18 protein-coding genes are annotated in these 21,809 nt (G+C 73.4%); 11 read left to right on the top strand and 7 right to left on the bottom strand.

All coding sequences use genetic code 11. The annotated features are described in order from the left end of the window. Window positions 1–115: 115 nt before the first annotated feature. Window positions 116–790: a hypothetical protein gene (locus tag IF99_RS0119955; RefSeq protein WP_030997960.1), complete on the bottom strand. Its 675-nt coding sequence runs from the start codon at window positions 788–790 to the stop codon at window positions 116–118. Window positions 791–2,026: 1,236 nt separating this feature from the next. On the opposite strand from IF99_RS0119955, the gene IF99_RS0119950 reads away from it, so the two are divergent. The 3 genes from IF99_RS0119950 to IF99_RS0119940 all read left to right on the top strand — a co-directional run bounded on the left by IF99_RS0119950 (window position 2,027) and on the right by IF99_RS0119940 (window position 4,957). Further along, a complete protein-coding gene (locus IF99_RS0119950; RefSeq protein ID WP_030997959.1) occupies window positions 2,027–2,395 on the top strand; it encodes a VOC family protein in 369 nt (122 codons plus the stop codon). Window positions 2,396–2,759: 364 nt separating this feature from the next. After that, window positions 2,760–3,782 carry an alcohol dehydrogenase catalytic domain-containing protein gene (locus tag IF99_RS0119945; RefSeq protein ID WP_030997958.1) on the top strand — a complete coding sequence of 341 codons (1,023 nt, stop codon included), beginning with the start codon at window positions 2,760–2,762 and terminating at the stop codon, window positions 3,780–3,782. Between the two features lie 380 nt (window positions 3,783–4,162). Continuing rightward, window positions 4,163–4,957, top strand: coding sequence for a TetR/AcrR family transcriptional regulator (locus IF99_RS0119940; protein ID WP_030997957.1), 795 nt, complete (start codon window positions 4,163–4,165; stop codon window positions 4,955–4,957). Between the two features lie 206 nt (window positions 4,958–5,163). Here the strand turns inward: IF99_RS0119940 and IF99_RS0119935 are convergent, their stop codons facing one another. Continuing rightward, window positions 5,164–5,724: a DinB family protein gene (locus IF99_RS0119935; protein ID WP_030997956.1), complete on the bottom strand. Its 561-nt coding sequence runs from the start codon at window positions 5,722–5,724 to the stop codon at window positions 5,164–5,166. Window positions 5,725–5,858: 134 nt separating this feature from the next. Between IF99_RS0119935 and IF99_RS0119930 the strand changes: the two genes are divergently transcribed. Beyond that, window positions 5,859–6,854, top strand: coding sequence for an aldo/keto reductase (locus IF99_RS0119930; protein ID WP_030997955.1), 996 nt, complete (start codon window positions 5,859–5,861; stop codon window positions 6,852–6,854). A 145-nt stretch (window positions 6,855–6,999) separates the two neighbouring features. Here IF99_RS0119930 and thpR read toward each other — a convergent pair whose 3' ends face one another. Next, window positions 7,000–7,566 (bottom strand): RNA 2',3'-cyclic phosphodiesterase, encoded by a 567-nt coding sequence (gene thpR, locus IF99_RS0119920; protein WP_030997954.1) that lies wholly within the window; start codon window positions 7,564–7,566, stop codon window positions 7,000–7,002. Between the two features lie 191 nt (window positions 7,567–7,757). On the opposite strand from thpR, the gene IF99_RS0119915 reads away from it, so the two are divergent. The 3 genes from IF99_RS0119915 to gap all read left to right on the top strand — a co-directional run bounded on the left by IF99_RS0119915 (window position 7,758) and on the right by gap (window position 10,723). Then, window positions 7,758–8,294: a GNAT family N-acetyltransferase gene (locus IF99_RS0119915; RefSeq protein WP_030997952.1), complete on the top strand. Its 537-nt coding sequence runs from the start codon at window positions 7,758–7,760 to the stop codon at window positions 8,292–8,294. Between the two features lie 230 nt (window positions 8,295–8,524). Further along, window positions 8,525–9,607 carry a GlxA family transcriptional regulator gene (locus IF99_RS0119910; protein ID WP_234340768.1) on the top strand — a complete coding sequence of 361 codons (1,083 nt, stop codon included), beginning with the start codon at window positions 8,525–8,527 and terminating at the stop codon, window positions 9,605–9,607. Window positions 9,608–9,727: 120 nt separating this feature from the next. After that, window positions 9,728–10,723, top strand: coding sequence for a type I glyceraldehyde-3-phosphate dehydrogenase (gap, locus tag IF99_RS0119905; protein ID WP_030997950.1), 996 nt, complete (start codon window positions 9,728–9,730; stop codon window positions 10,721–10,723). Between the two features lie 183 nt (window positions 10,724–10,906). Here gap and IF99_RS0119900 read toward each other — a convergent pair whose 3' ends face one another. Beyond that, a complete protein-coding gene (locus tag IF99_RS0119900) occupies window positions 10,907–12,556 on the bottom strand; it encodes an MFS transporter (protein ID WP_199806524.1) in 1,650 nt (549 codons plus the stop codon). Between the two features lie 21 nt (window positions 12,557–12,577). Next, window positions 12,578–13,015 (bottom strand): MarR family winged helix-turn-helix transcriptional regulator, encoded by a 438-nt coding sequence (locus tag IF99_RS0119895; protein ID WP_030997948.1) that lies wholly within the window; start codon window positions 13,013–13,015, stop codon window positions 12,578–12,580. 180 nt (window positions 13,016–13,195) lie between these two features. Here IF99_RS0119895 and IF99_RS32660 point away from each other — a divergent pair, with 180 nt between their 5' ends. Next, window positions 13,196–13,372, top strand: a complete 177-nt coding sequence (locus IF99_RS32660) for a ribbon-helix-helix protein, CopG family (protein ID WP_078519003.1) — start codon at window positions 13,196–13,198, stop codon at window positions 13,370–13,372. 305 nt (window positions 13,373–13,677) lie between these two features. Here IF99_RS32660 and IF99_RS0119885 read toward each other — a convergent pair whose 3' ends face one another. Then, window positions 13,678–15,135 carry an NCS2 family permease gene (locus IF99_RS0119885; RefSeq protein WP_030997947.1) on the bottom strand — a complete coding sequence of 486 codons (1,458 nt, stop codon included), beginning with the start codon at window positions 15,133–15,135 and terminating at the stop codon, window positions 13,678–13,680. 291 nt (window positions 15,136–15,426) lie between these two features. Between IF99_RS0119885 and IF99_RS0119880 the strand changes: the two genes are divergently transcribed. Next, a complete protein-coding gene (locus IF99_RS0119880; protein ID WP_030997946.1) occupies window positions 15,427–15,699 on the top strand; it encodes a DUF2530 domain-containing protein in 273 nt (90 codons plus the stop codon). 180 nt (window positions 15,700–15,879) lie between these two features. Here IF99_RS0119880 and IF99_RS0119875 read toward each other — a convergent pair whose 3' ends face one another. Then, window positions 15,880–16,368: a MarR family winged helix-turn-helix transcriptional regulator gene (locus IF99_RS0119875; RefSeq protein WP_030997945.1), complete on the bottom strand. Its 489-nt coding sequence runs from the start codon at window positions 16,366–16,368 to the stop codon at window positions 15,880–15,882. A gap of 124 nt (window positions 16,369–16,492) precedes the next feature. Here IF99_RS0119875 and IF99_RS0119870 point away from each other — a divergent pair, with 124 nt between their 5' ends. Both IF99_RS0119870 and IF99_RS0119865 read left to right on the top strand, forming a co-directional pair. Beyond that, window positions 16,493–19,027 carry an FUSC family protein gene (locus IF99_RS0119870; protein WP_030997944.1) on the top strand — a complete coding sequence of 845 codons (2,535 nt, stop codon included), beginning with the start codon at window positions 16,493–16,495 and terminating at the stop codon, window positions 19,025–19,027. 203 nt (window positions 19,028–19,230) lie between these two features. Continuing rightward, window positions 19,231–21,708 carry a cation-translocating P-type ATPase gene (locus tag IF99_RS0119865; protein WP_078655179.1) on the top strand — a complete coding sequence of 826 codons (2,478 nt, stop codon included), beginning with the start codon at window positions 19,231–19,233 and terminating at the stop codon, window positions 21,706–21,708. Window positions 21,709–21,809 lie beyond the last annotated feature (101 nt).

The following is a 21,809-nucleotide window of genomic DNA, read 5'->3' as shown; positions in this document are numbered from 1 at the left end:
CCTCAGACCTCGCCGCCCCCGACCCGCCCGCCTCCGTGCCCGCGCCCCCGACCCGCCCGCCTCCGTGCCCGCGCCCCCGACCCGACCCGGCCCGCCGCGACCGCTTCGGCCTCCCCTACCCCCGGTCCCCCGCCGGTCTCGCGTCCCAGCGCCAGCCGTTCGCGCGGTCCGGCAGGCCGGGCAGTGAGGCGCGGCCCGTGGCCCAGCGGAGGGTGGGCCACGGGGGTGCGAGGTCGCGGGGGACGTCGGGGAAGAGGCGGTCCAGCGACCGGGCGACCTGCGCCTCGGGCGGGTTCCACTCCAGGCCCAGGCCCTGGGCGAGGTCATCGGTGTGCACGAGGGTCTCCACGATGCCCATCGCGGCGAACCCGGCCGCGTCCGCCCGGCCGAAGACGTGCTGGGCGCGGGCTTCGGGCGGCGTGACCCGTACGACCGCCGCGAGCAGCCCGCCGCACGCGTCGATCACGCGCAGGAGCCCGGCAGGACCGTGCGCGGGATCGGCGCGGATCGTGTTCGCGGGGCCGCCGGGTGTCGTGCTCTCCCAGCGGAAGGGCACGTCGTCGTCCGCCGGTGGGGCAGCGGGGGCCAGTTGGGCCGCGTAGGCGAAGAGGTCGTCGGCGAGGTGCTCGCCCGTCTCCCAGCAACTCCACGTCAAGGGCCCCGCCGGGACCGACCATGACGGGGCGCCTTCGCTGGTGGCGGGCGCGAGTGCCGCCATGGCGCGGGCGACGGTCTCCCGCACGTCGTCGGCCCAGCGGGCCCCTTCGTACTCGGCGGTGGTTCCGCTCACTTGGTCAACTCCCTGATAGACAAGGCTGGTTTTTCCGCTGTGGCGACTCGGCGCCCGTGCCCGCCCGGCAGCGGACGGTGTCCAGGCCGAGGCGGGAAGCGCGAGCATGACGGCGGACCCGTCGCACAGCGCGCCCGCTGTCTCGCGCCCGGCGGCGGGCACGAGTCGGCCCCGACGGCGGTCCGCGCAGTTCCTCGACGTCAGGCAGCCCCGAAGCGGCGAAGGAGCGCAGTTCGTGCTCCAGGAAACGCGGTTCGTGGGCAGACAGGCGTGCTGCCGGATCCGGCGCGGGCTCCCACGGGTCACCGCCCATCCTCGTCCCTCGCGGCGAACCCGTGCCCCGGCGGCGCCCATCCCCTCCCGTACGAGCGTCCCGTGCAACGACGCGAGGAACGCCGCGTGCCCCCTAGGCACCGGCACCGCCACGGTCAACAGGCCGAAGGTTGAGGGCTCCTGAGCGAGGACGCGGCGCACGAGGGCCGGGTGCCTGGCAAGCGGGTCCAGGCGGACGAGCGCCCCGCCGCACGCACTCCCTGATCACGACGGCGGGTCTCCGCCCCGAAGGAGGCGCGCCGCCGAGCGCCGCCCTCTCCTCCGCCCGCAGCTCCACGACCGTGTGCGGACCGGCCGTCGAGCACGCCGCACGAGTACCGGCGCGGGTCGAGCGCGACGACAGTCCACGCGGCGGCCACCAGCAGCGCGAAGCTGTCATACGCCCCAGCGTCTCCCCCGCCGCACCGGAGCAACACCGGCCCGCCGCCCCGCACTCCGCCGGGAATGCGCTCCCCGGCACGGGCAGGACCCCGACCTGCGAGCACGCAAGGTCACCCACCCCGCCGCCGCCTTGACCGCCCCCTCCGGCTCCGCACTCCCCCGTCTTCACGAGGCGCGAGGCTACGGCCCGCCCCTCGCGCCCGCGAACCCTTTTCGCCCACCCGCGCCGAGACCCTCGACCTCACCCCATGCCCCCCCCAGACCGCCGCCCGCCCTCTCACCGGACGTCATGCCCGCCGCCGCACCACCAAACCCACCAGCCACGCACAAGCCCCCGATCGAGTGACACACCGGACGAACGGGAACTCACCGCCCACGAAGGCACGCCCCTGGCCGACCTCCCGGCGCGGGCTCCGGGCCGTCGTCCCACCGACCCCTGTCCGGCACGCGCCACGCACCAACGCGCCCCGCGCGCCCCGTTATTCGGTGGCCGTAGGTCCCGCGCCGTGTTCCCCTCCCTCCATGGCTTCTCTCATCAGGCACCTGACCGTCGACTGCACCGACCCTCACACGCTCGCGACCTTCTGGGCCGCCGTCCTCGACGGCTCGCTCGCCGAGGACGACTTCCCCGGCGATCCCGAGGCTTCGGTGCGCACCCCGGACACGGGGCTCCTCTTCGTACGCGTCGACGAGCCCAAGACGACCAAGAACCGCTGGCACGTCGACCTCCAGCCGCAGGACCGCACACGTGACGAGGAGGTGGAGAGGCTGCTCGGTCTCGGCGCCACGCTCCACGAGGACCACCGGCTCGCGGACGGCCGTGGCTGGGTCACGCTGCGGGACCCCGAGGGGAACGAGCTGTGCGTGGAGCGGAGCCAGGCCGAACGGTGAGGAGCGACGGCGCGGCGACCACCCGACCGGTGAAGCCGAACGCTGAGGCAGCCGCCCGGTGAAAGGCGACCGCTGACCACATCCGGCGGGCAAAACGAACGCTGACCGCAGGCGAGCGTTCAAAACAGGCGAACGCTCAAGACCGGCGCGCCGTCGGGACCGGCACGCCGTCGCGACCTGCGCGCAGTGCAGACCTGCGCGCGGTCGAAGCGCCCGGTCAACGCGTGCGCGCGCCGCGACCTCCCCCAGCGGCGGGCGGGCAGGGGGGCCGGTCGGCGGACGGGGCCCTCTTCGGCGGTAGGCCGCGAGGACGACACGGTAGGCGTGAGGAGGACAGCGCAGCCGAGACGCGAGGACGTACGAGATGAGCCAGGAACAGCGCACGCACCGCGCGATGCGGGTGGAGGCGGCCGGCGAGCCCTTCACCGAGGCGCGGGTCGAGACCGGGGAGCCGGGGCCCGGGCAGGTGCGGATCGCCGTCGAGGCGTGCGGGGTGTGCCACTCGGACACGGCTGTCGTGAGCGGCGCGCTGGGCAACCCCTTCCCTGTCACGACGGGGCACGAGATCGCCGGGCGGATCGACGCGCTCGGCGCGGGGGTCGACGGCTGGGAGGTCGGGGACCGGGTCGCCGTCGGGTGGTACGGCGGGAGCTGTGGGCACTGCGACGCGTGCCGTACCGGGGACGGAGTGCTCTGTCCCGAGGCGGAGATCCCCGGTGTCGCCTATCCGGGCGGGTACGCGGAGTCCGTGATCGTGCCCGCCGTCGCGCTCGCCGCCGTCCCGGACGGGCTCAGCGCGGTCGAGGCGGCACCGCTCGCCTGCGCCGGGGTCACCGTCTACAACGCCTTGCGGCGCAGCGCGGCGCGGGCCGGGGACACGGTCGCGATCCTGGGGCTCGGCGGGCTCGGGCACCTCGGCGTGCAGTTCGCCACGAAGATGGGTTTCCGCACGGTGGCTATCGCCCGTGGGGCGGAGAAGGGCCCTTTCGCGGCGGAGTTGGGCGCCGCGCACTACGTCGACAGCACGAGGCAGGATGTCGCGGCCGAGCTCCGGGCGCTCGGCGGCGCGAAGGTCGTGCTCGCGACCGTCACCGAGGCCCAGGCCATGGCCGACGCCTTCGAGGGGCTCGGCCGCCGGGGCGAACTCGTCATCGTCGGCATCGCCCCCGAGCAGCTCGGCCTCAGCGCCGCGCAGTTCGTGGACAGGGCCCGCCGCGTCTACGGCCACGCCTCCGGAATCGCCGTCGACACGCAGGACACGCTCCGTTTCGCGGCGGACACCGGCATCCGCCCCTGGACAGAGGAACGGCCGCTCGCGGAGGCGGACGAGGCGTTCGACCGGATGCGGCGCGGGGAGGCCCGCTTCCGGATGGTGCTGACGGTGTGAGGGCCGGGCCGGTCGGACGAGATCGGACGGGGGCGGGGCACGACTGAGCGGTGACGGTACGAGGCGCGCGGCACCACGAGGACGAGCGGGCCGGTACGAGGACGAGGGGGCGGGCGGTACGCGCAGGGGCCCCGATCGGGAGCGCGCCCCGGGCCCGGCTTGCCTGACGTCCCGCCCGTACCGGGCGGCGCACGTCCAGCCGCCCCGAGGACCCGCGTCCCAGCACACCGCAGGACGCGCATCGTGCTCCACCACCGACCGCCCCGCCCGGCGGCCTCGCGGCTCCGCCGCCTCGGGTCCGCGCGGCGAACCCGTTCGTTACAGTGAACGGGCCCGGGGCCGCTCCGGGCCGTGACGGCGAGGCGAGGCGAGCGAGGGACATGGACGGCGACGACACCACGGACCCCGCGCCACCCGGCGGCCGGGCCCCCGCGTCTCCACGCCGCGCCGCCGCGCCCCGTACCGCCGCCCCGCGCAGCCGCCGCGACCGCCCCGCGAAACCGGCGCTGAGCCGCTCCGGCATCGTCGCGGCGGCGATCCGGGTGATGGCCGCCGAGGGCCTCGACAAGGTCACGATGCGGCGCCTCGCGAAGGAACTCGACACCGGGCCCGCCTCGCTCTACGTGTACGTCGCGGGGACGACGGAGCTGCACGCGGCGATCCTCGACGAACTCCTCGGCGAGGTGGAGGTCCCCGCGTCCGCCGAGGTCGCTCCCGAGGTGGACGCGGCGGGGTGGGAGCGGCGGCTGATCGGCCTGCTCCACTCGTACACGCTCCTCCTCTTCCGTTACCCGGGCCTCGCGCGCTCCGCGCTCGTCGCCCGCCCCAGCGGCCCGCACTACCTCGACCTCATCGAGCGCATGCTCGCCCTCCTCGCCGAGGGCGGCGTCGCGGCCGACCGGGCCGCCTGGGGCGTGGACCTGCTGCTCCAGCACGCCACGGCCACGGCCGCCGAACAGACCGACCGCGACGCCTCACCGGTCGCCGACGAGGAGTGGCAGGCGATCCGGCACGCCGTCCACGGCGCCGACCCCGCCCGTCACCCGCACATCCGCGCGGCCTCGTCGCGCCTCCTCTCCGGCACCCCCGACGCCCGCTTCACGTGGTCCTTCCGCGCGCTGCTTCACGGCATCAGGCACACCCCGCTGCCCCCGGACGGTCCCTCCCGGGACTGACCACGGGCAGGCCCCGGCCGGCCCTCGGACAGTTGCCGTCCGTCCTCCGCCGGGTCGCGGCCCGGCTGACGGCGTGCGCGGGCGTACGGTCACGGCCGCACCGACCGGAAGCGGCCACCGGCCGAGCACCGCCACCCCCACCACCCCGAAGCAGCCACCGGCCGGACAGCGCACTCAGCCAGACCGTCCGCCGACGCGACGCGCCCTCACTCCCCCACCCGCCCGTCCGTCAACTCCCGCACCACGTCGAGGTGTCCCGCGTGCCGCGCGTACTCCTGGAGGACGTGGAAGAGGATCCACGACAGCGTGGGCGGCTCGGCCGGGGGCGGGAAGCGGCCCGTGCTCGCCGCGCGGTCCTGGAGCCCCGCCGCCGCGACGATCCGCCGCGAGTGCGCGCACTCCCGCGCGAAGAGGTCCCTGATCCCCGCCGGGGACTCGTCCGCGCGCACGTGCCAGCGGCCCGATTCCGGGTCGTTGTCGCCCCAGGCCGTGGGCTCGTCCATCTTCTCGCCGAGGAAGCCCCAGCGCAGCCAACGACGTTCGACGTACGCGAGGTGCTTGAGCAGTTCGAGCGGCGACCAGCCGGAGGGCAGCCTGCTCCCGCGCAGCTCGGCCTCCGAGAGCCCGTCCAGCTTGGCGAGCACGGTGGCGCGGTAGTAGTCCAGGTAGGCGGGGAGCAGCGCCGCGGGGTCGGTGAGCGACCACGGGGGCTCGACGGGCGGGCCGGGGAGGGGCGCGTCAGCATTGGGGGGCGAGTTGTCACTCATACGAAAACGCTAGCCCCCGCGTTCGCCCCGCTCCACCCGTGCGCCCCGCTCCACCCGTGCGCCCCCGGCGCCCCCATCACCGCGTCCGTTCCACCACTTGCCTGGAGTCCACTCCAAGGCGTTGGCTGGATGGCATGAGGTACACGCAACTCGGACGTACGGGACTTGAGGTCAGCAGGCTGGTCCTGGGGACGATGAACTTCGGGCCGCAGACCAACGAAGCCGACAGTCACGCCATCATGGACGCCGCGCTCGACGCGGGAGTCAACTTCTTCGACACGGCCAACGTCTACGGCTGGGGCGAGAACAAGGGCCGGACCGAGGAGATCCTCGGGACCTGGTTCGCGCAGGGCGGCGGCCGGCGCGAGAAGGTCGTGCTCGCCACGAAGGTCAACGGCTACATGGGCGCCGGTGACCCCTGGCCGAACCACCACAAGCTCTCCGCCGCCAATATCCGCCGCGCGGTCGACGCGAGCCTCAAGCGGCTCCAGACCGACCACATCGACCTGTACCAGTTCCACCACGTGGACCGGAACACCCCGTTCGAGGAGATCTGGCAGGCGATCGACGTCCTGATCCAGCAGGGCAAGATCCTCTACGCCGGTTCCTCGAACTTCCCCGGCTACAAGATCGCCCAGGCCAACGAACTGGCCTCGCGGCGCGGCATGGTCGGCCTCGTGAGCGAGCAGTGCCTGTACAACCTGGCCGAGCGCCGCGCCGAGATGGAGGTCGTCCCGGCCGCGCGCGAGTACGGGCTCGGGGTCATTCCCTGGTCGCCGCTGCACGGCGGGCTGCTCGGTGGCGCGCTCAAGCGCGAGCGCGAGGGCACGGCGAGCGGCCGCAGCGCGAGCGGTCGCAGCGCCGACGCGCTGAAGAACTCGGCCGTGCGGGACCAGATCGAGCGGTACGAGGCACTGCTCGACAAGCACGGGCTGCTGCCCGGCGACACCGCCCTCGCCTGGCTCCTCACCCGTCCGGGCGTGACGGGCCCGATCGTCGGTCCGCGTACGAAGGAGCAGCTCGACTCGGCGCTGCGCGCCGTGGACGTCGAGCTCTCGGAAGAGGTCCTGAACGGCCTCGACGAGATCTTCCCCGGCCCCGGGCCGTCCCCGGAGGCGTTCGCCTGGTGACGGCGGGCCTCCGGCAGGAGGCGCGCGCGGTGGCGGCGGTGCGGGGCTACTGGCCCACGGCCGCCGCCACCGCCACGACGACGAACATCATTACGAGCACACCGGCCATGATCCGGTTCCGGGTCTTCGGGTCCACGTTTCGAGCCTAGCCGTCCCGCCGGGCAGGCCCGGCCAGGGGGTACGTCGCCTCCGTCACGTACTGGTTCGCGATCCCGTGCCCGCCCGGCACGCTCCGCAGGAGCCGCACACGGTCGGCGGTCCAGGCCCGGCCGGAGAAGGACCCGAGCAGCTCGTCGTGCGAAGCGAGCAGTGCTTCGCACGCGCGGGGGGACATCCTCCGCGAGACCCGCGCCAGCGACAGGTGGGGCCGGTAGGCGTGCTCCGTCGCCGCGCCCAGGGCCCGCGCGTCCCCGGCGAGGGCGCGCAGGGCGGCGATGTCGCCCCGTACTCCCGTCCACAGCGTCCCGCCACGGAAGTCCCCCGCGCCCGCGAGGGACAGGCGCAGGGGCGCGTGGGCGGCGGCCAGAGCGGTCAAACCCCGTATCAGCGGCTCCTGTTCGGCGTTCCCGTAGAACGCCAGCGTCACGTGCCAGCCGTCGGGGCGGGTCCACCGCACCTCGTCGGCGCCCGGCAGGCGGCGCAGCGGGCGGACGGCGGCGGCGAGTTCGTCGAGGGCCTCGGGCGGGGGCAGGAGCGCGGCGAAGAGTCTCATGGTGCCGGGAACGATTCCACAGGCGCCGAGGGAATTCCCGCCCGCCTGTGGATAACCGGGCAGGCAAGCCGATGGTCCGACAAGCGGCCGAGGTGCCCGAGGCGGCGCCTCGACGCCCGCGAAACGTCTCCCGGGGCACAGTGGCGGCACGCGGCCAGCATCCGGCGCCCCGCTCCCCTACCCTCGCGGGCATGGACACCTCCCGAGCGCTGACGCTCAGACCCGGCAAGGCAAGGGACGTCCCCGCCGTCCTCGCGCTCCTGGACGGGGCGGTGGACTGGCTGACCGCGCAGGGGTTGTCGGGGCAGTGGGGCACCCGGCACTTCACCGACAGGCCGCGCGCCGTCGAACTGGTCGAGGAGTACTTCGCGAAGGGCGAGCCCTGGGTCGCGGAGCTGGACGGGCGCGTCGTCGGCTCCATGACGCTGAGGGAAGGCCCGGGGCCCTCCCCCGGCCCCGCGCCCGAGCCGGAGCGCTCCCTGCACTTCCTCGTGAGCGACCGGAGCCTCGCGGGTCACGGCATCGGCGCCGCGCTCGTCGCGCACGCCGTCGCCGAGGCGCGGCGCGCGGGGGCCGGGCTGCTCCGCGTCGACTGCTACGCGGGCGACGACGGACGGCTCGTCGACTACTACGTGGCGTGCGGATTCCGCCCTGCGGAGCGCTTCGACCAGGACGGGTGGCCGGGCCAGGTCCTCACGATCCGCCTCGACGACGCCCGGAGCGCGTAGGGCCCGCGCGCCGAGCACCGCGCCGCCGACCCGGCCGCAGGCACCTGCCGCAGACGGCGGGGCACGCCCCACGCCCCCGCTGCCGCACAGACGCGGAGAACGACGCCGACGCCGACGCGGACCACGCTCTCCCGCGAACCGTGCTCCGCGTCGGCCCACTCCCGTACGCCGTCACCGCACTCCCGTAAGCCGTCGCTCCTCCCGGAGGGCGCTTCCGTAGCCTGTGCCGCGTGACCGAGAGCCGTCCCCGCCGTCCCCGCCGTCTCCGCCGCGTCGCCGTCCTCGTGCTCGAAGGCGCCAAGCCGCTCGACGTCGGCATTCCCGCGCAGGTCTTCTCGACCCGCGCGAGCATGCCGTACGAGGTACGCGTGTGCGGCGCCGCGCCGGGGCTCGTGACGGGCGGGGACGGTCTCTCGTACGGCGTCGCGCACGGGCTGGAGGCGCTGGAGTGGGCCGAGACCGTCTTCCTGCCCGGCTACCGCCACCCCGACCGCGAGGACCCGCCCGCCGAGGTCGTCGCGGCGCTCCGCACGGCGCACGCGCGCGGCGCCCGGCTCGCCGCGATCTCCACGGGCGCCTTCGCGCTCGCCGCGACCGGACTGCTCGAAGGGCGCCGCGCCACGACGCACTGGCACTACACGCGCGCCCTCGCCGAACGCCACCCGGGCGTACGCGTCGACGAGAACGTCCTCTTCGTCGATGAGGGCACTGTCCTCACCTCGGCGGGCGCCGCCTCCGGTATCGATCTGTGCCTGCACATCCTGCGCCGCGACCTCGGCGTCGCCGCCTCGCACCACACCGCGCGCCGCCTCGTCGCGGCGCCGTACCGCAGCGGTGGCCAGGCGCAGTACGTGCCGCGCGCCGTCCCCGAACCGCTCGGCGAGCGCTTCGCGGCGACCCGCGAGTGGGCCCTGCGCCACCTCGGCGAGCCCCTGAGCCTCGGCGTCCTCGCCCGGCACGCCGCCGTCTCCGCGCGCACCTTCTCGCGCCGCTTCGCCGACGACACCGGCTACACGCCCATGGAGTGGGTGACGCGCGTGCGGATCGACGCGGCGCGCGCGCTCCTGGAGCGCTCGGACCGGGGCGTCGAGCAGATCGCCGTCGAGGTCGGGCTCGGCACGGGCGCGAACCTGCGGCTGCACTTCCAGCGGGTCCTGGGCACGAGCCCGAGCGAGTACCGGCGCACGTTCTCCCGCGGCGAACCCGGAGAACACGACGGACGCGACGGGCATAACGGACGCAGCGGACACGACGGACGTGAGGGGCAGAACACACGCGACGGACGGAACGCGCGCGACGATCCCCGCGACTGAGCCGCTGGCGTGATCCTTGCGCACCCTGGCGCTTCCGCCTCGGCCACGGCCCGGCGCGCGGCGCGAGTCTGGTGGGGAAGGCAAGAGCCGCAGCGCAGAACGTCAGGAAGGGCCCTCACCATGACCCGTATCGCCATCAACGGATTCGGCCGCATCGGCCGCAACGTCCTCCGCGCCCTCGTCGAGCGCGACAGCGAGCTGGAGGTCGTCGCGATCAACGACCTCGGCGACCCGGGGACGCTCGGGCGGCTGCTGCGGTACGACACGACGGCGGGGCGCTTCGGGCGGCCCGTGAGCGTCGACGGGGACACCCTCGTCGTGGACGGGCGCCGGATCAAGGTGCTCGCCGAGCGCGAGCCGGCCCGGCTGCCGTGGGCGGAACTCGGCGTGGAACTCGTCCTGGAGGCGACCGGTCGTTTCACCTCCGCCGACGCCGCGCGCGCCCACCTCGACGCGGGTGCGCGCAAGGTGCTCGTGAGCGCGCCGTCCGCCGGAGCGGACGTGACGCTCGCGTACGGCGTCAACACCGAGGCGTACGACCCCGCGACGCACCACATCGTCTCGAACGCCTCCTGCACGACGAACGCCCTCGCCCCCCTCGCCTCCGTCCTGCACGAACTGGCGGGCATCGAGCACGGCTTCATGACGACCGTGCACGCCTACACGCAGGAGCAGAACCTCCAGGACGGCCCGCACCGCGACGCCCGCCGCGCCCGCGCCGCCGCCGTCAACATCGTGCCGACCACGACAGGGGCGGCGAAGGCCATCGGGCTCGTGCTCCCGGAACTGGACGGCAAGCTCTCGGGCGACTCGATCCGCGTGCCCGTCCCGGTCGGCTCGATCGTCGAGCTGAACACGACGGTGGCGCGCGAGGTGAGCCGCGACGACGTGCTCGCCGCGTACCGCGAGGCCGCCGCCGGACGGCTCGCGGGCGTCCTCGAATACGCCGAGGACCCGCTCGTCTCCTCCGACATCGTCGGCGATCCGGCCTCCGCCGTCTTCGATGCCGCCCTGACCCGCGTCGACGGCAAGCACGTCAAGGTCGTGGCCTGGTACGACAACGAGTGGGGCTTCTCCCACCGCGTCGTGGACACGCTGGGGCTGCTGGCAGGCTGAGGGAGCCCCTGAGGGGCGGCACCAGGCGCGCAAAACGCCCGTAGGGGTCTGTACAGATGTCTGTACAGACCCCTACGAGCGTTCCTCCGCGTTCCGCCACGGCGACCGACCGGCCGGAAGGCCGCAGACCCGGGGGCCGTGGGCCGGGGTCCGCCGGCCGGGCAGCCGGGATCGGCCAAGGGCTCACGCCACCGCCGCCAGCTCCTTCGCCCCCTGCCCCTCGCGGGGCACGAAGCGCAGGCGCGGGTGGCCGTGGTTCCAGCCGAACTCCATGCGCAGGCCGCCGATACGGGCCAGGACGAGCCCGACCGCGACGGCGGCGACCGCCGTGATCACGCCACCTGCCGCGAAGCCGACGCGGGCGCCGTAGGTGTCGGTGAGCCAGCCGAAGAGCGGGCCGCCGATGGGCGTACCACCGGTGAAGACCATCATGTAGAGGCTCATCACGCGCCCGCGCATCTCCGGCTCGGCGGCCATCTGGACGGCCTGGTTGGCGGTCGTGTTGGACGTCAGGCCGAACATGCCGATCGGCACGAGCAGCGCGGCGAAGACCCAGTAGGAGGGCACGACGGAGGCGACGATCTCCAGGACGCCGAAGGCGATCGCGGCCCCGACGAGGAGCCGCAGCCTGGTGCGCGCGCGGCGCGCGGCGAGCAGCGCTCCGGCGAGCGAGCCGACCGCCATGAGGATGTTGAAGACCGCGTACGTGCCCGCTCCCGCGTCGAAGACGTCGTCGGCGAAGGCCGAGAGCCAGACGGGGAAGTTGAAGCCGAAGGTGCCGACGAAGCCGACGAGGACGATCGGCCAGATCAGCTCGGGCCGCTTCGCGACGTAGTGGAGCCCCTCGCGGAGCTGGCCCTTACCGCGCGGGGTGCGGTGGCTCTCGTGCAGCTCGCCCGAGCGCATGAGGAGCAGGCCGACGATCGGCGCGACGAAGGAGAGCCCGTTGAGGAGGAAGGCGTAGCCGCTGCCGACCGCCGTGATGAGCGCGCCGGCGACGGCCGGACCCACGAGGCGGGCCGACTGGAAGTTCGCTGCGTTGAGCGAGACCGCGTTGCGCATCATCCCCGGGCCGACCATCTCGGAGACGAAGGTCTGCCGGGCCGGGTTGTCCACGACCGTGACGAGGCCGAGGACGAAGGCGGTGAGGTAGACGTGCCAGACCTGGACGTTGTCGCTGAGGGTGAGGACGGCGAGCGCGAGTCCCGTGAGGCCCATGACGGCCTGCGTGACGAGCAGCGTCTGCCGCTTCGGCAGGCGGTCGACGAGCACGCCGCCGTACAGGCCGAAGAGCAGCATCGGCAGGAACTGGAGCGCGGTCGTGATGCCCACGGCGGCCGAGGACCCGGTGAGGCTCAGGACCAGCCAGTCCTGGGCGATGCGCTGCATCCAGGTGCCGATGTTGGAGACGACCTGGCCGGTGAAGAAGAGCCGGTAGTTGCGGACGCGCAGCGAGCTGAACATCGAGGTGCGGCGCGGGGGCTCGGGATCGGCGGGCGGCTGGGGAGTGCCGGCGCGCTCGTGCTCGGAAGGCTTTCCAGGCACGGGGTGCGTGGAGGTGCGCGCCTCGGACGCGGTACGGGCGTCGCGCGCGCTACCGGCGTCGGACGCCGTACGGGCATCGGGCGCGGTACGGGCGTCGGGGCGCCCGGTGGCGGGTTCTTCGACGGGGACCGGGATCTCGTCCGGGTCCTCCTGGGCGGCGTCCGCTTCGAGAGCCTCGCGCTCCGCCGTGCGGCGGGCGGGGTCCTCGGCGGAGCCGGGAGCGGGGCGGGCGGTGGTGTCGTGGTGGTCAGGTGCGGGGGCGGAGTCTGCTCCGGGTCCCGTACTCAAAGAGTTTCGCCTTCCTTTCGCTCACAGGTGCGCGAGCTTCTCCAGCACCGGGGCGGCTGCCCGGAGCTTCTCCCATTCGTCCTCGTCCAGCTCGGCGGCGAGCTGGGCCAGCCACACGTTCCGCTTGCGGCGGCTCTCGGCGAGCATCGTCTCGGCCCGCTCGGTGGGGCTGACGACCTTCTGCCGACGGTCCTCCGGGTGCGGTTCGAGCCGGACGAGGCCCTTCGTCTCCAGGAGTGCCACGATCCGCGTCATCGACGGCGGCTGCACGTGCTCCTTGCGCGCCAGCTCACCGGGGGTCGCGGAACCGCACCGGGCGAGGGTGCCGAGCACCGACATCTCCGTGGGACTCAGCGACTCGTCGACTCGCTGGTGCTTGATACGGCGGGAGAGCCGCATCACGGAGGAACGGAGTGCGCTGACGGCGGCGGCGTCCTCACCCTGACTGAGGTCGAGCATGGTAGTTAGCGTAACTCATTACTCTGACTAAAGAGACTGTGGGGAGGGTGCCCCGACATGACCTGCCCCACACCCGCCCGCCACCTCCGGGACACTCGCACGCAAGACCGCACTCACCCGTACGAGTGAGTCCCGGCCGGAAAATATCGATCCCACCCCCAGTGCCGTGATTCTGGGCGTATGGGGACCGATGTGCTCAGCCTGCGGATCGACGGCGAACTGCTCGACCGGATGCGCGCGCACGCCGCGCGGCGCGGCATGACCGTGCAGGACTACGTGATCAGAACGCTCGTGCGGGAGGACTTCGACGAGCGCTTCAAGGTCGCGGTGGAGAAGACGGAGAAGTTCTACGGGTGAGGGCCCCGGGGCGGCGGGAGTGGGGTGGAGTGGGGGTGGGCGCGTGACGGGGCGGCGCGCGAGGAGGCGTGCGGGGCAGGGGGCGTCCCGAGTGGCGCGTGGGCGTGGACGGCGCGGGTGAGCGGCGCGCGAGCGTGGACGGCGCGGGCGAGCAGCGCCCCGCGCTCAGTGGGAATCCCGCCACCCGCCACGGTCCGAGTCCCGAGCCCCGGGGTCCTCGATCCCTGACCGCCGCCCCCGGAAAACGACCGACCCCCCGCAGCGCGCACCGCACGCCCCGGGGGGTCACCCGCATCTCCGGCGCCCTACGTGAGCTGGAGCGCCGGCATCAGGTAGTAGAAGGCGAACACGGCGGACACGATGTACATCGCGACCGGCACCTCGCGCCACCGCCCGACGACGATCCGCAGCACGGTGAAGGTGATGAAGCCGATCCCGATGCCGTTCGTGATCGAGTAGGTGAACGGCATCATCACCATGGTGAGGAACGCCGGGATGGCGATCGTGAAGTCGGTCCAGTCGATCTTCGTGATCGATCCCGAGAGGATCAGGAAGCCGACCGCGACGAGCGCCGGAGTCGCCGCCTGCGAGGGGACCATCGTGGCGACCGGGGTCAGGAAGAGCGCGAGGACGAAGAGCCCGCCGGTGACGATGTTCGAGAAGCCGGTCCGCGCGCCCTCGCCGACACCCGCCGTGGACTCGACGAAGCAGGTCGTCGCCGAGGAGGACGAGGCGCCGCCGACGGCGACGGCCACCCCGTCGACGAAGAGGATCTTGTTCATACCCGGCATGGAGCCGTCGGGACGGGTGAGGTGCGCCTCGTCGCCGACGCCCATGATCGTGCCCATCGCGTCGAAGAAGCACGAGAGCAGCACGGTGAAGACGAAGAGGATGCCGGTGAGGACGCCGACGTGCTGGAAGCCGCCGAAGATGCTCACGTTGCCGATGAGCCCGAAGTCGGGCGTGGAGACCGGGTTGCCCGGCCACTTCGGTTCGGTCAGGCCCCAGGCGCCCGGCTTGATGTCGGCGACCGCGTTGATGAGCACGGCGACGACGGTCATGGCCACGATGCTGATGAGGATCGCGCCCGAGACCTTGCGGACGAGCAGGGCGACGGTGAGCAGCGCGCCGAGGACGAAGATGAGCACGGGCCAGCCGTTGAGGTGGCCGTCGCCACCGAGCTGGAGCGGGACCGTGGTCTGGGCGACGTCCGGGACTCGGGAGACGAAGCCCGAGTCCACGAGCCCGACCAGGAGCACGAAGAGACCGATCCCGATCGAGATGCCCTTGCGCAGCCCGTTGGGGACCGCGCTCATGACGCGTTCGCGCAGCCCGGTCGCGACGAGCAGCATCACGACGAGACCGGCGAGGACCACCATGCCCATCGCGTCCGGCCACGTCATGCGGGGCGCGAGCTGGAGCGCGACGACCGTGTTGACACCGAGGCCCGCGGCGAGCGCGATCGGGACGTTGCCGATGACCCCCATGAGGAGTGTCGTGAAGGCGGCGGTGACGGCCGTCGCGGTGACGAGCTGGCCGTTGTCGAGGTGATGACCGTTCATGTCCTTGGCGGTGCCGAGGATGATCGGGTTCAGCACGACGATGTACGCCATCGCGAAGAAGGTGGCGAAGCCACCCCGGATCTCACGACCGAAGGTCGAGCCACGCTCGGAGATCTTGAAGAAACGGTCCGCGGCGTTCCGGGGCGGAACCCCGGACGGTCCTCCGGACGCGGGGTCCTGGGCGATTGCCGAGGTGGGCATGGGGGAAACCTCTGGTCAGGAGAGCGAAGGCAACGGGGACGACGGGTGGGACACGTGAGCTCCCGGTCGCTCTCCGTCGAGCAATTCGGTCGCTTTGTCGCTTCTTACGAAAGAACTCAGCCACACCCGAGCGGGTTCAGTATGAAGACCAGAACGCCAAATAGCTATCTCCGCGCGTAGAACGCAAGTCGGGCTGATACGGCGTGTCGCGTGGATCAAGAGATGACCTCGGGATATAAGCGCGGCGGAGTCACCCGGGGACCGCGCGCGTCCGCCGCGTAAGCTGGCCCCATGGAGAAGTGGACGCCGCGGCACGAGGCACCGGAACCGCTCGAAGGCCCGGTCGTGGCCACGGTCGCGACCGGTACGGGGATCTGGTTCCTGCTCTTCCTCGTCCAGCTCCCGTTCTACGGCTGGTTCGACGACCACGGGCACCTGTGGTGGCTGTGGACCTGCGCCGCCGGAGCCGGTCTCGGCCTCTTCGGCACCTGGTACGTGCGTCGCCGCGACGAGGCGATCAAGCGCCACGCGGCCGAGCGGGCGGAGGCGGAGCCGGGGGTCTGACCGGCTCGTGGTGGAGCCTGACGGGCTCGGTGGCGGGGGCCTGACGGGCTCGGTGGCGGGGGCCCGGGGGTCTAGAAGCCGGGGCCCGACGGCCCAGAGGCGGGCCTGAACAGCCCGGAAGCCGCTGCTCCGACGCCGACTCCCCGGCGGGGCCCCGGCGACACAGGGCGACGACTGCGCTCAGGGCTCGCGCGTGAAGTACTTCCGCGCGACCGCCACGTTGTACTTGCGGAACATCTCCCCGAGCACGCGCAGATCCGCCTCCTCCCAGTCCGCGAGGAGGTCGGCGAAGTCCTCCTGACGGCGTCGGCGCACCTCCGCGGCCAGGCGGCGGCCCGTCTCGGTGGGAGCGATGAGGCTGCGGCGGCGGTCGGCGGGGTCGGGGGTCGTGGTCGCGAAGCCCTTGCGGCGCAGGGCGGCGACCTGACGGCCCGCCGTCGAGGGGTTGAGGCCGAGCATCGCGGCGAGGGCGTTGATGTCGGGGGGTTCGGGGGCGGCGCCGAGCGTGCGGAGCATGAGGTACTCGGAGCGGTCCATCTCGCTGTGCGTCCGCGACCTGCGGTGGAGCAGTTCGAAGTTGCGGTTGAGGAAGGCGGTCTGCCGCTCGATCCGGTCGATGAGGTCCGGGCGGGGCGACTCGGCCCCGTCCGGCCGGTGCTCGACGGTCATCCTGCTGGCACTCCCCGTGAGGAATATCGGTACGGTACTTGTTATTATATGTAACGTACACGCTCCGGAGGCCTCGTCTCTTCGACCCGCCCGGGGCCCTCCTTCCCCGAGTGACAAGGACCAGATGGCAGAGGGCATACGCTCCGAAGCACCGCACGCCGCCTCCGCGGCCCCGCACCCCACGACCTCCCAGGCCGCGCCCCCTCCCGGCGCGCCGCACGCGACGACAGCCGACGGCCGCAAGGCCCCCGCACCGCGCACCCCCGCACTCCGCGTCCCCGTCGTGCCCCGCGCCTCCGCGCTCCGCGCCGCCGCCCACGGCATCCGGGATGCCCACCTCGGTTCCGACCCCGGACTCGGGCGGCTCCGGTCGGCGCTGACCGCGGGCCTCGCGATGGCCGGCGCGCTCGGCGTCGAGTACCTCTACGCGAGGCTCGCCGGTGCCGCTCCGCAGGACATGATCGTCTACATGATCATCGGCACGGTGATCGCCATGCTGGGCTCGAACGCCCTCGCCGGTCCCTCGGTCGTGGCGAACCTGCGCATCGCCGTGTTCTTTCCCGTCGCCCTCTTCGCCGGGCTCCTGCCGGGCATCGCCGTCGCCGCGCACGACGTGCCGATGCTGGCCGGTTTCGTCGTCGTGATGTTCGCCGCCGTGTACGTGCGCCGCTTCGGCCTCGCCTACTTCTTCTACGGCTTCATGGGCTGGATGGGGTACTTCTTCGCGGCCTTCCTCCACCCCCAGGTGTCCCAGCTGCCCGGCCTGGTCGTCGCCGTCCTCCTCGCCACCGTCTGGGTCACGGCCCTGTGCCTCGCCCTCCTGCGCCACCGCGCGGGCAACGCGCTGCGCCACGCGCGCGCCGCCTTCGGCGCTCGTGCCCGCGCCGTCGCGCGCACCGCCGCCGCGCTCCTCGCCGCCGAGCGACCGCGCCGCCGCGCGCGCCTGCGCCGCGAACTCCACCTCCGTCAGCTCGGCCTCGCCGAGACGGCGCTCCTCGTCGAGGGCTGGTCGACGGAGCCGGGCGCGCTGCCCGAGGGCTGGTCCCCGCGCGCGCTGCGCCGCCGCCTCCTGGAGGCGCAGCTCGCCATCGAGGCCATGGCGCACGCCGCCGACACGCTCGCGCGGCAGCCGTACGAGCCCGAGGGGCCGCGCGCCGCCGCGCACGCCATCGCGCAGGCCCTCGGCCACCACCACTACCCGCGGGCCGGCCGGCTCGCCCGCGCGCTCCTGGAGTCCCGCCGCTCCGACGCGCCGGGCTCCGCGCCGGGCGCCCTGCCCGCCGCGCGACAGCTCGCCGCCGCCGCCGCGACGTACACCGGGCTCGTGGGCCGCGTACCCGCGCCCGGCACGACGCCGCCCGCCGACAGCGGTTTCGAGCCGGCCGTCGCGCTGAGCCTCGGCAACCTGCCGGGCTCGCCGTCCGTCGCCAAGGACGTGCACGCGCGCGGACGTGGCTGGAATCCGCTGCGCAGGGTGCGGCTCTCGACGCGGCAGGCGTTCCAGGCCGCCTTCGCCGGAGGGCTCGCCATCGTCGTCGGCAAGGCGATCTCCGAGCAGCGGTACTACTGGGCCGTCATCGCCGCGTTCGTCGCCTTCACCGGTACGGCGACGCGCTCCGAGACCGTCATCAAGGCCGGTCACCGCGTCCTCGGGACGCTGCTCGGCATTATCGCGGGCATCGGGCTCGCGCACCTCACCACCGGGCACGACCTGCTCGCGCTGACCCTCATCGTCGTGAGCATGAGCGTCGGTTTCTACCTGGTGAAGGTCTCGTACGCCTACATGATCTTCTTCGTGACGATCATGGTGGCGCAGATGTACACACTGCTCCACGAGTTCTCGGCGGAGCTTTTGCTGCTGCGCCTGGAGGAGACGGCGGCGGGGGCGCTCGTCGGCATCCTCGTCAGTCTCCTGTTCCTGCCGACCAGCACGCGCGACACCGTGAACGCGGCGCGGGCCGAGCTGTTCGGGGCGCTCACCGAACTGCTCGAAGGGGTGGCGCTGCGCTTCGAGGGCGCGGCCGTGGAGGACGCCGACCCGGACGCGCTCGCCCGCGAGGTGGACCACCGGCTGCATGCCCTCGCGCTCGTCGCGCGCCCGCTGACCCGGCCGCTGGTCCGGCGCCACGACCCCTCGTACCTCCGCGAGCGGCTGCGCGTCTACGCGGCGGCGGCGCGCCGGGCCCGTGTCCTCGTGCCGCTCGCGAGCGCGGCGACGCACACGGCGGCCCCGACCCCGCCGCGCGCCCACCTGGCCACGGCGACCCGTGCCCTGGCCGCGGCCACCCGCGACCTGACGAGCCACCCGGACCGTGCCGTCGTCGCGACGGACGAGGTCCGCACCTCCCTCGCCGCGGCCCGCGCCTCCCTCGCGGCGGCGGAGGAAGCGGCCCGCGCCGAGCACACGAGGACCCCGCGCGCCCTCCTCCCCCTCCACCACCTGTGCGACCTCCTCGACGACCTGGCCACAGCCCCGGCCCTCCACCGCGGCGGCCCGGCTCCGGCGATACCGGCCCGGGAAACAGCGCCCGCCACACCGATGACGACAGCGCCGACGGCGGCCGCGCCGGTGACGCAAGCGGTGGTGGATGGCTCCCCGCTGGGGACCGCGCCAGTGGGGAACGTCGAGATCCCCCGCCTGACGGAGCGGCGGGGCTGAACGGGCAGGGGACATCCCCGTACGGCGCGGGTCCGTACCTCCCCACGTCCACGCCCCACCTGCCCCCCTCCCCCTCAGGCCCTACTGCGAAAGAATGACCCGCGCCCCGGGGGATCCCCCCACAGGCCGAAATCTTGCGTGGCACGCAGGTTTTTACTCTTCTCGACAGGTGGTGGGCCTGCTCAGCGCATACGGTCGGTTCCATGACGGATGGGGTGAAGGCCGACGAGGGGCCTGGGGGCGGGGCGGGGGCCGGTGGCGGGGTCGCCGCCGGGCTGAGTGATGCCGAGGTCGCGGAGCGGGTGGAGCGGGGGGAGGTCAACGACGTCCCCGTGCGCAGTTCGCGCTCGCTCAAGGAGATCGTGCGGGCGAACGTCTTCACGCGCTTCAACGCGATCATCGGCGTGCTGTGGCTGGTCATGCTCGCCGTGGCGCCCTTCCAGGACAGCCTCTTCGGGTACGTGATCGTCGCCAACACCGCGATCGGCATCTTCCAGGAGTGGCGCGCCAAGCGGACGCTGGACTCGCTCGCCGTGATCGGTGAGGCGAAGCCGACCGTCCGCAGGCAGGGGCGGTCCCGGGAGATCTCGGCGAGTGAGCTGGTGCTCGGGGATCTCGTCGAGATCGGGCCCGGGGACAAGATCCCGGTCGACGGCGAGGTCGCCGAGGCCGAGAGCCTGGAGATCGACGAGTCGCTGCTCACGGGCGAGGCCGATCCCGTCGTCAAGCGGCCGGGGGACCCGGTGATGTCGGGGAGCTTCGTCGTCGCGGGCGGCGGGGCGTTCACGGCGACGAAGGTGGGGCGCGAGGCGTACGCGGCGCGGCTGGCCGAGGAGGCCTCGCGGTTCACACTCGTCAGCTCGGAGCTGCGGACGGGGATCTCGACGATTCTGAAGTACGTCACCTGGATGATGGTGCCGACCGCGATCGGCCTCGTCGTCAGCCAGCTCGTCGTCAAGGAGAACAACTTCAAGGACGCCGTGGCCCGCACGGTCGGCGGCATCGTGCCGATGGTCCCCGAGGGCCTCGTGCTGCTCACGTCCGTGGCCTTCGCGATCGGCGTGATCCGTCTCGGGCGCAAGCAGTGCCTGGTCCAGGAGCTTCCGGCGATCGAGGGGCTCGCGCGCGTCGACACGGTGTGCCTCGACAAGACGGGCACGCTCACCGAGGGCGGCATGGACGTCGCCCGGCTCGCGCCGCTCGGCCCGTACGACGAGGAGCGGGCCGCGACCGTGCTCGGCGCCCTCGGCGCCTCCGACCCGCGGCCCAACGCGAGTCTCCAGGCCGTCATCGACGCCTACCCCGACACGAGCGGCTGGCGGGTCGAGCAGGCGCAGCCCTTCTCCTCGGCGCGCAAGTACTCGGGCGCCGTGTTCGCCGGGCAGGGCGGCTGGCTGCTCGGCGCCCCCGACGTCCTGCTGCCCGCCGGTCATCCCGCGCTCGCGGAGACCGAGGAGCTGAACCGGCAGGGACTGCGGGTGCTGCTCCTCGCCAGGGCGCGCGAGGGCGCGGCGCTCGACGCGCCCGGAGCGGCCGAGGGCGCCGAACCGGCCGCGCTCGTCGTCCTCGAACAGCGGTTGAGGCCGGACGCCGCCGAGACCCTGAGGTACTTCGAGGAGCAGCACGTCGCGGCGAAGGTCATCTCGGGGGACAACGCGGTCGCGGTGGGCGCCGTCGCGGCGAAGCTCGGGCTGCCGGGGGCGGACAGCGCGGTGGACGCGCGCGAGCTGCCGAAGGACCCGGCGGAGCTGGCCTCGGCGATCGAGAAGCACACCGTCTTCGGGCGGGTGACGCCGCAGCAGAAGCGCGAGATGGTCGCCGCGCTCCAGTCGCGCGGGCACACGGTCGCGATGACGGGCGACGGCGTCAACGACGTCCTCGCGCTCAAGGACGCGCAGATCGGCGTCTCGATGGGCTCGGGCTCCGAGGCGACCCGGGCGGTCGCGCAGATCGTGCTGCTCAACAACAGCTTCGCGACGCTCCCCTCGGTCGTCGCCGAGGGCCGCCGCGTCATCGGCAACATCACGCGCGTCGCGACGCTCTTCCTCATCAAGACGGTCTACTCGGTGCTGCTCGCGGTCCTCGTGGTCTGCTCGCAGGTCGAGTACCCGTTCCTGCCGCGGCACCTGACGCTGCTCTCGACGCTCACGATCGGTGTCCCCGCCTTCTTCCTCGCGCTCGCGCCGAACAAGGAACGCGCCCGCCCCCACTTCGTGCGGCGCGTCATGCGGTACGCGATCCCCTGCGGCGTCGTCGCGGGCGCGGCGACGTTCCTCGCGTACCTCCTGGCCCGCGCGCACTACTCGGGGCCCGGGGCGCTCGGCGCGGAGACGAGCGTGGCGACGCTGACGCTCTTCCTCATCTCGCTGTGGGTCCTCGCGATCGTCGCCCGCCCGTACACGTGGTGGCGCGTCCTGCTGGTCGCCGTGATGGGCTTCGCGTTCCTGCTCGTCCTCGCGGTGCCGTGGTTGCAGGACTTCTTCGCGCTGAAGCTCGTCGGGACGACGATGCCGTGGACGGGCGTGCTGATCGCGGTGGTCGCCTCGGTGGTCCTGGAGTTCGTGTGGCGCTGGGCGGGCCGCCGGTTCCCGAGCGAGCCGGCGGCGCAGACCCCGGCGCGGGCGCGGCGGCTCGCGCGGCGGGACGGGGCGCGGCGGGCGGGGTCGCGGAAGGACGGCTGACGCGGGAGGGATCGCGGAAGAGCGGCTGACGCGGGCGGGGCGCGGAAGGACGGCTGACGCGGGCGGGCCCCCGTACGCCGCTACGGGGGCCCGCTTCCAGC

The organism is Streptomyces sp. NRRL F-5630, from assembly GCF_000719475.1.
Lineage (GTDB): Bacteria > Actinomycetota > Actinomycetes > Streptomycetales > Streptomycetaceae > Streptomyces.
This window is presented reverse-complemented; position numbering and strand designations above follow the sequence as displayed.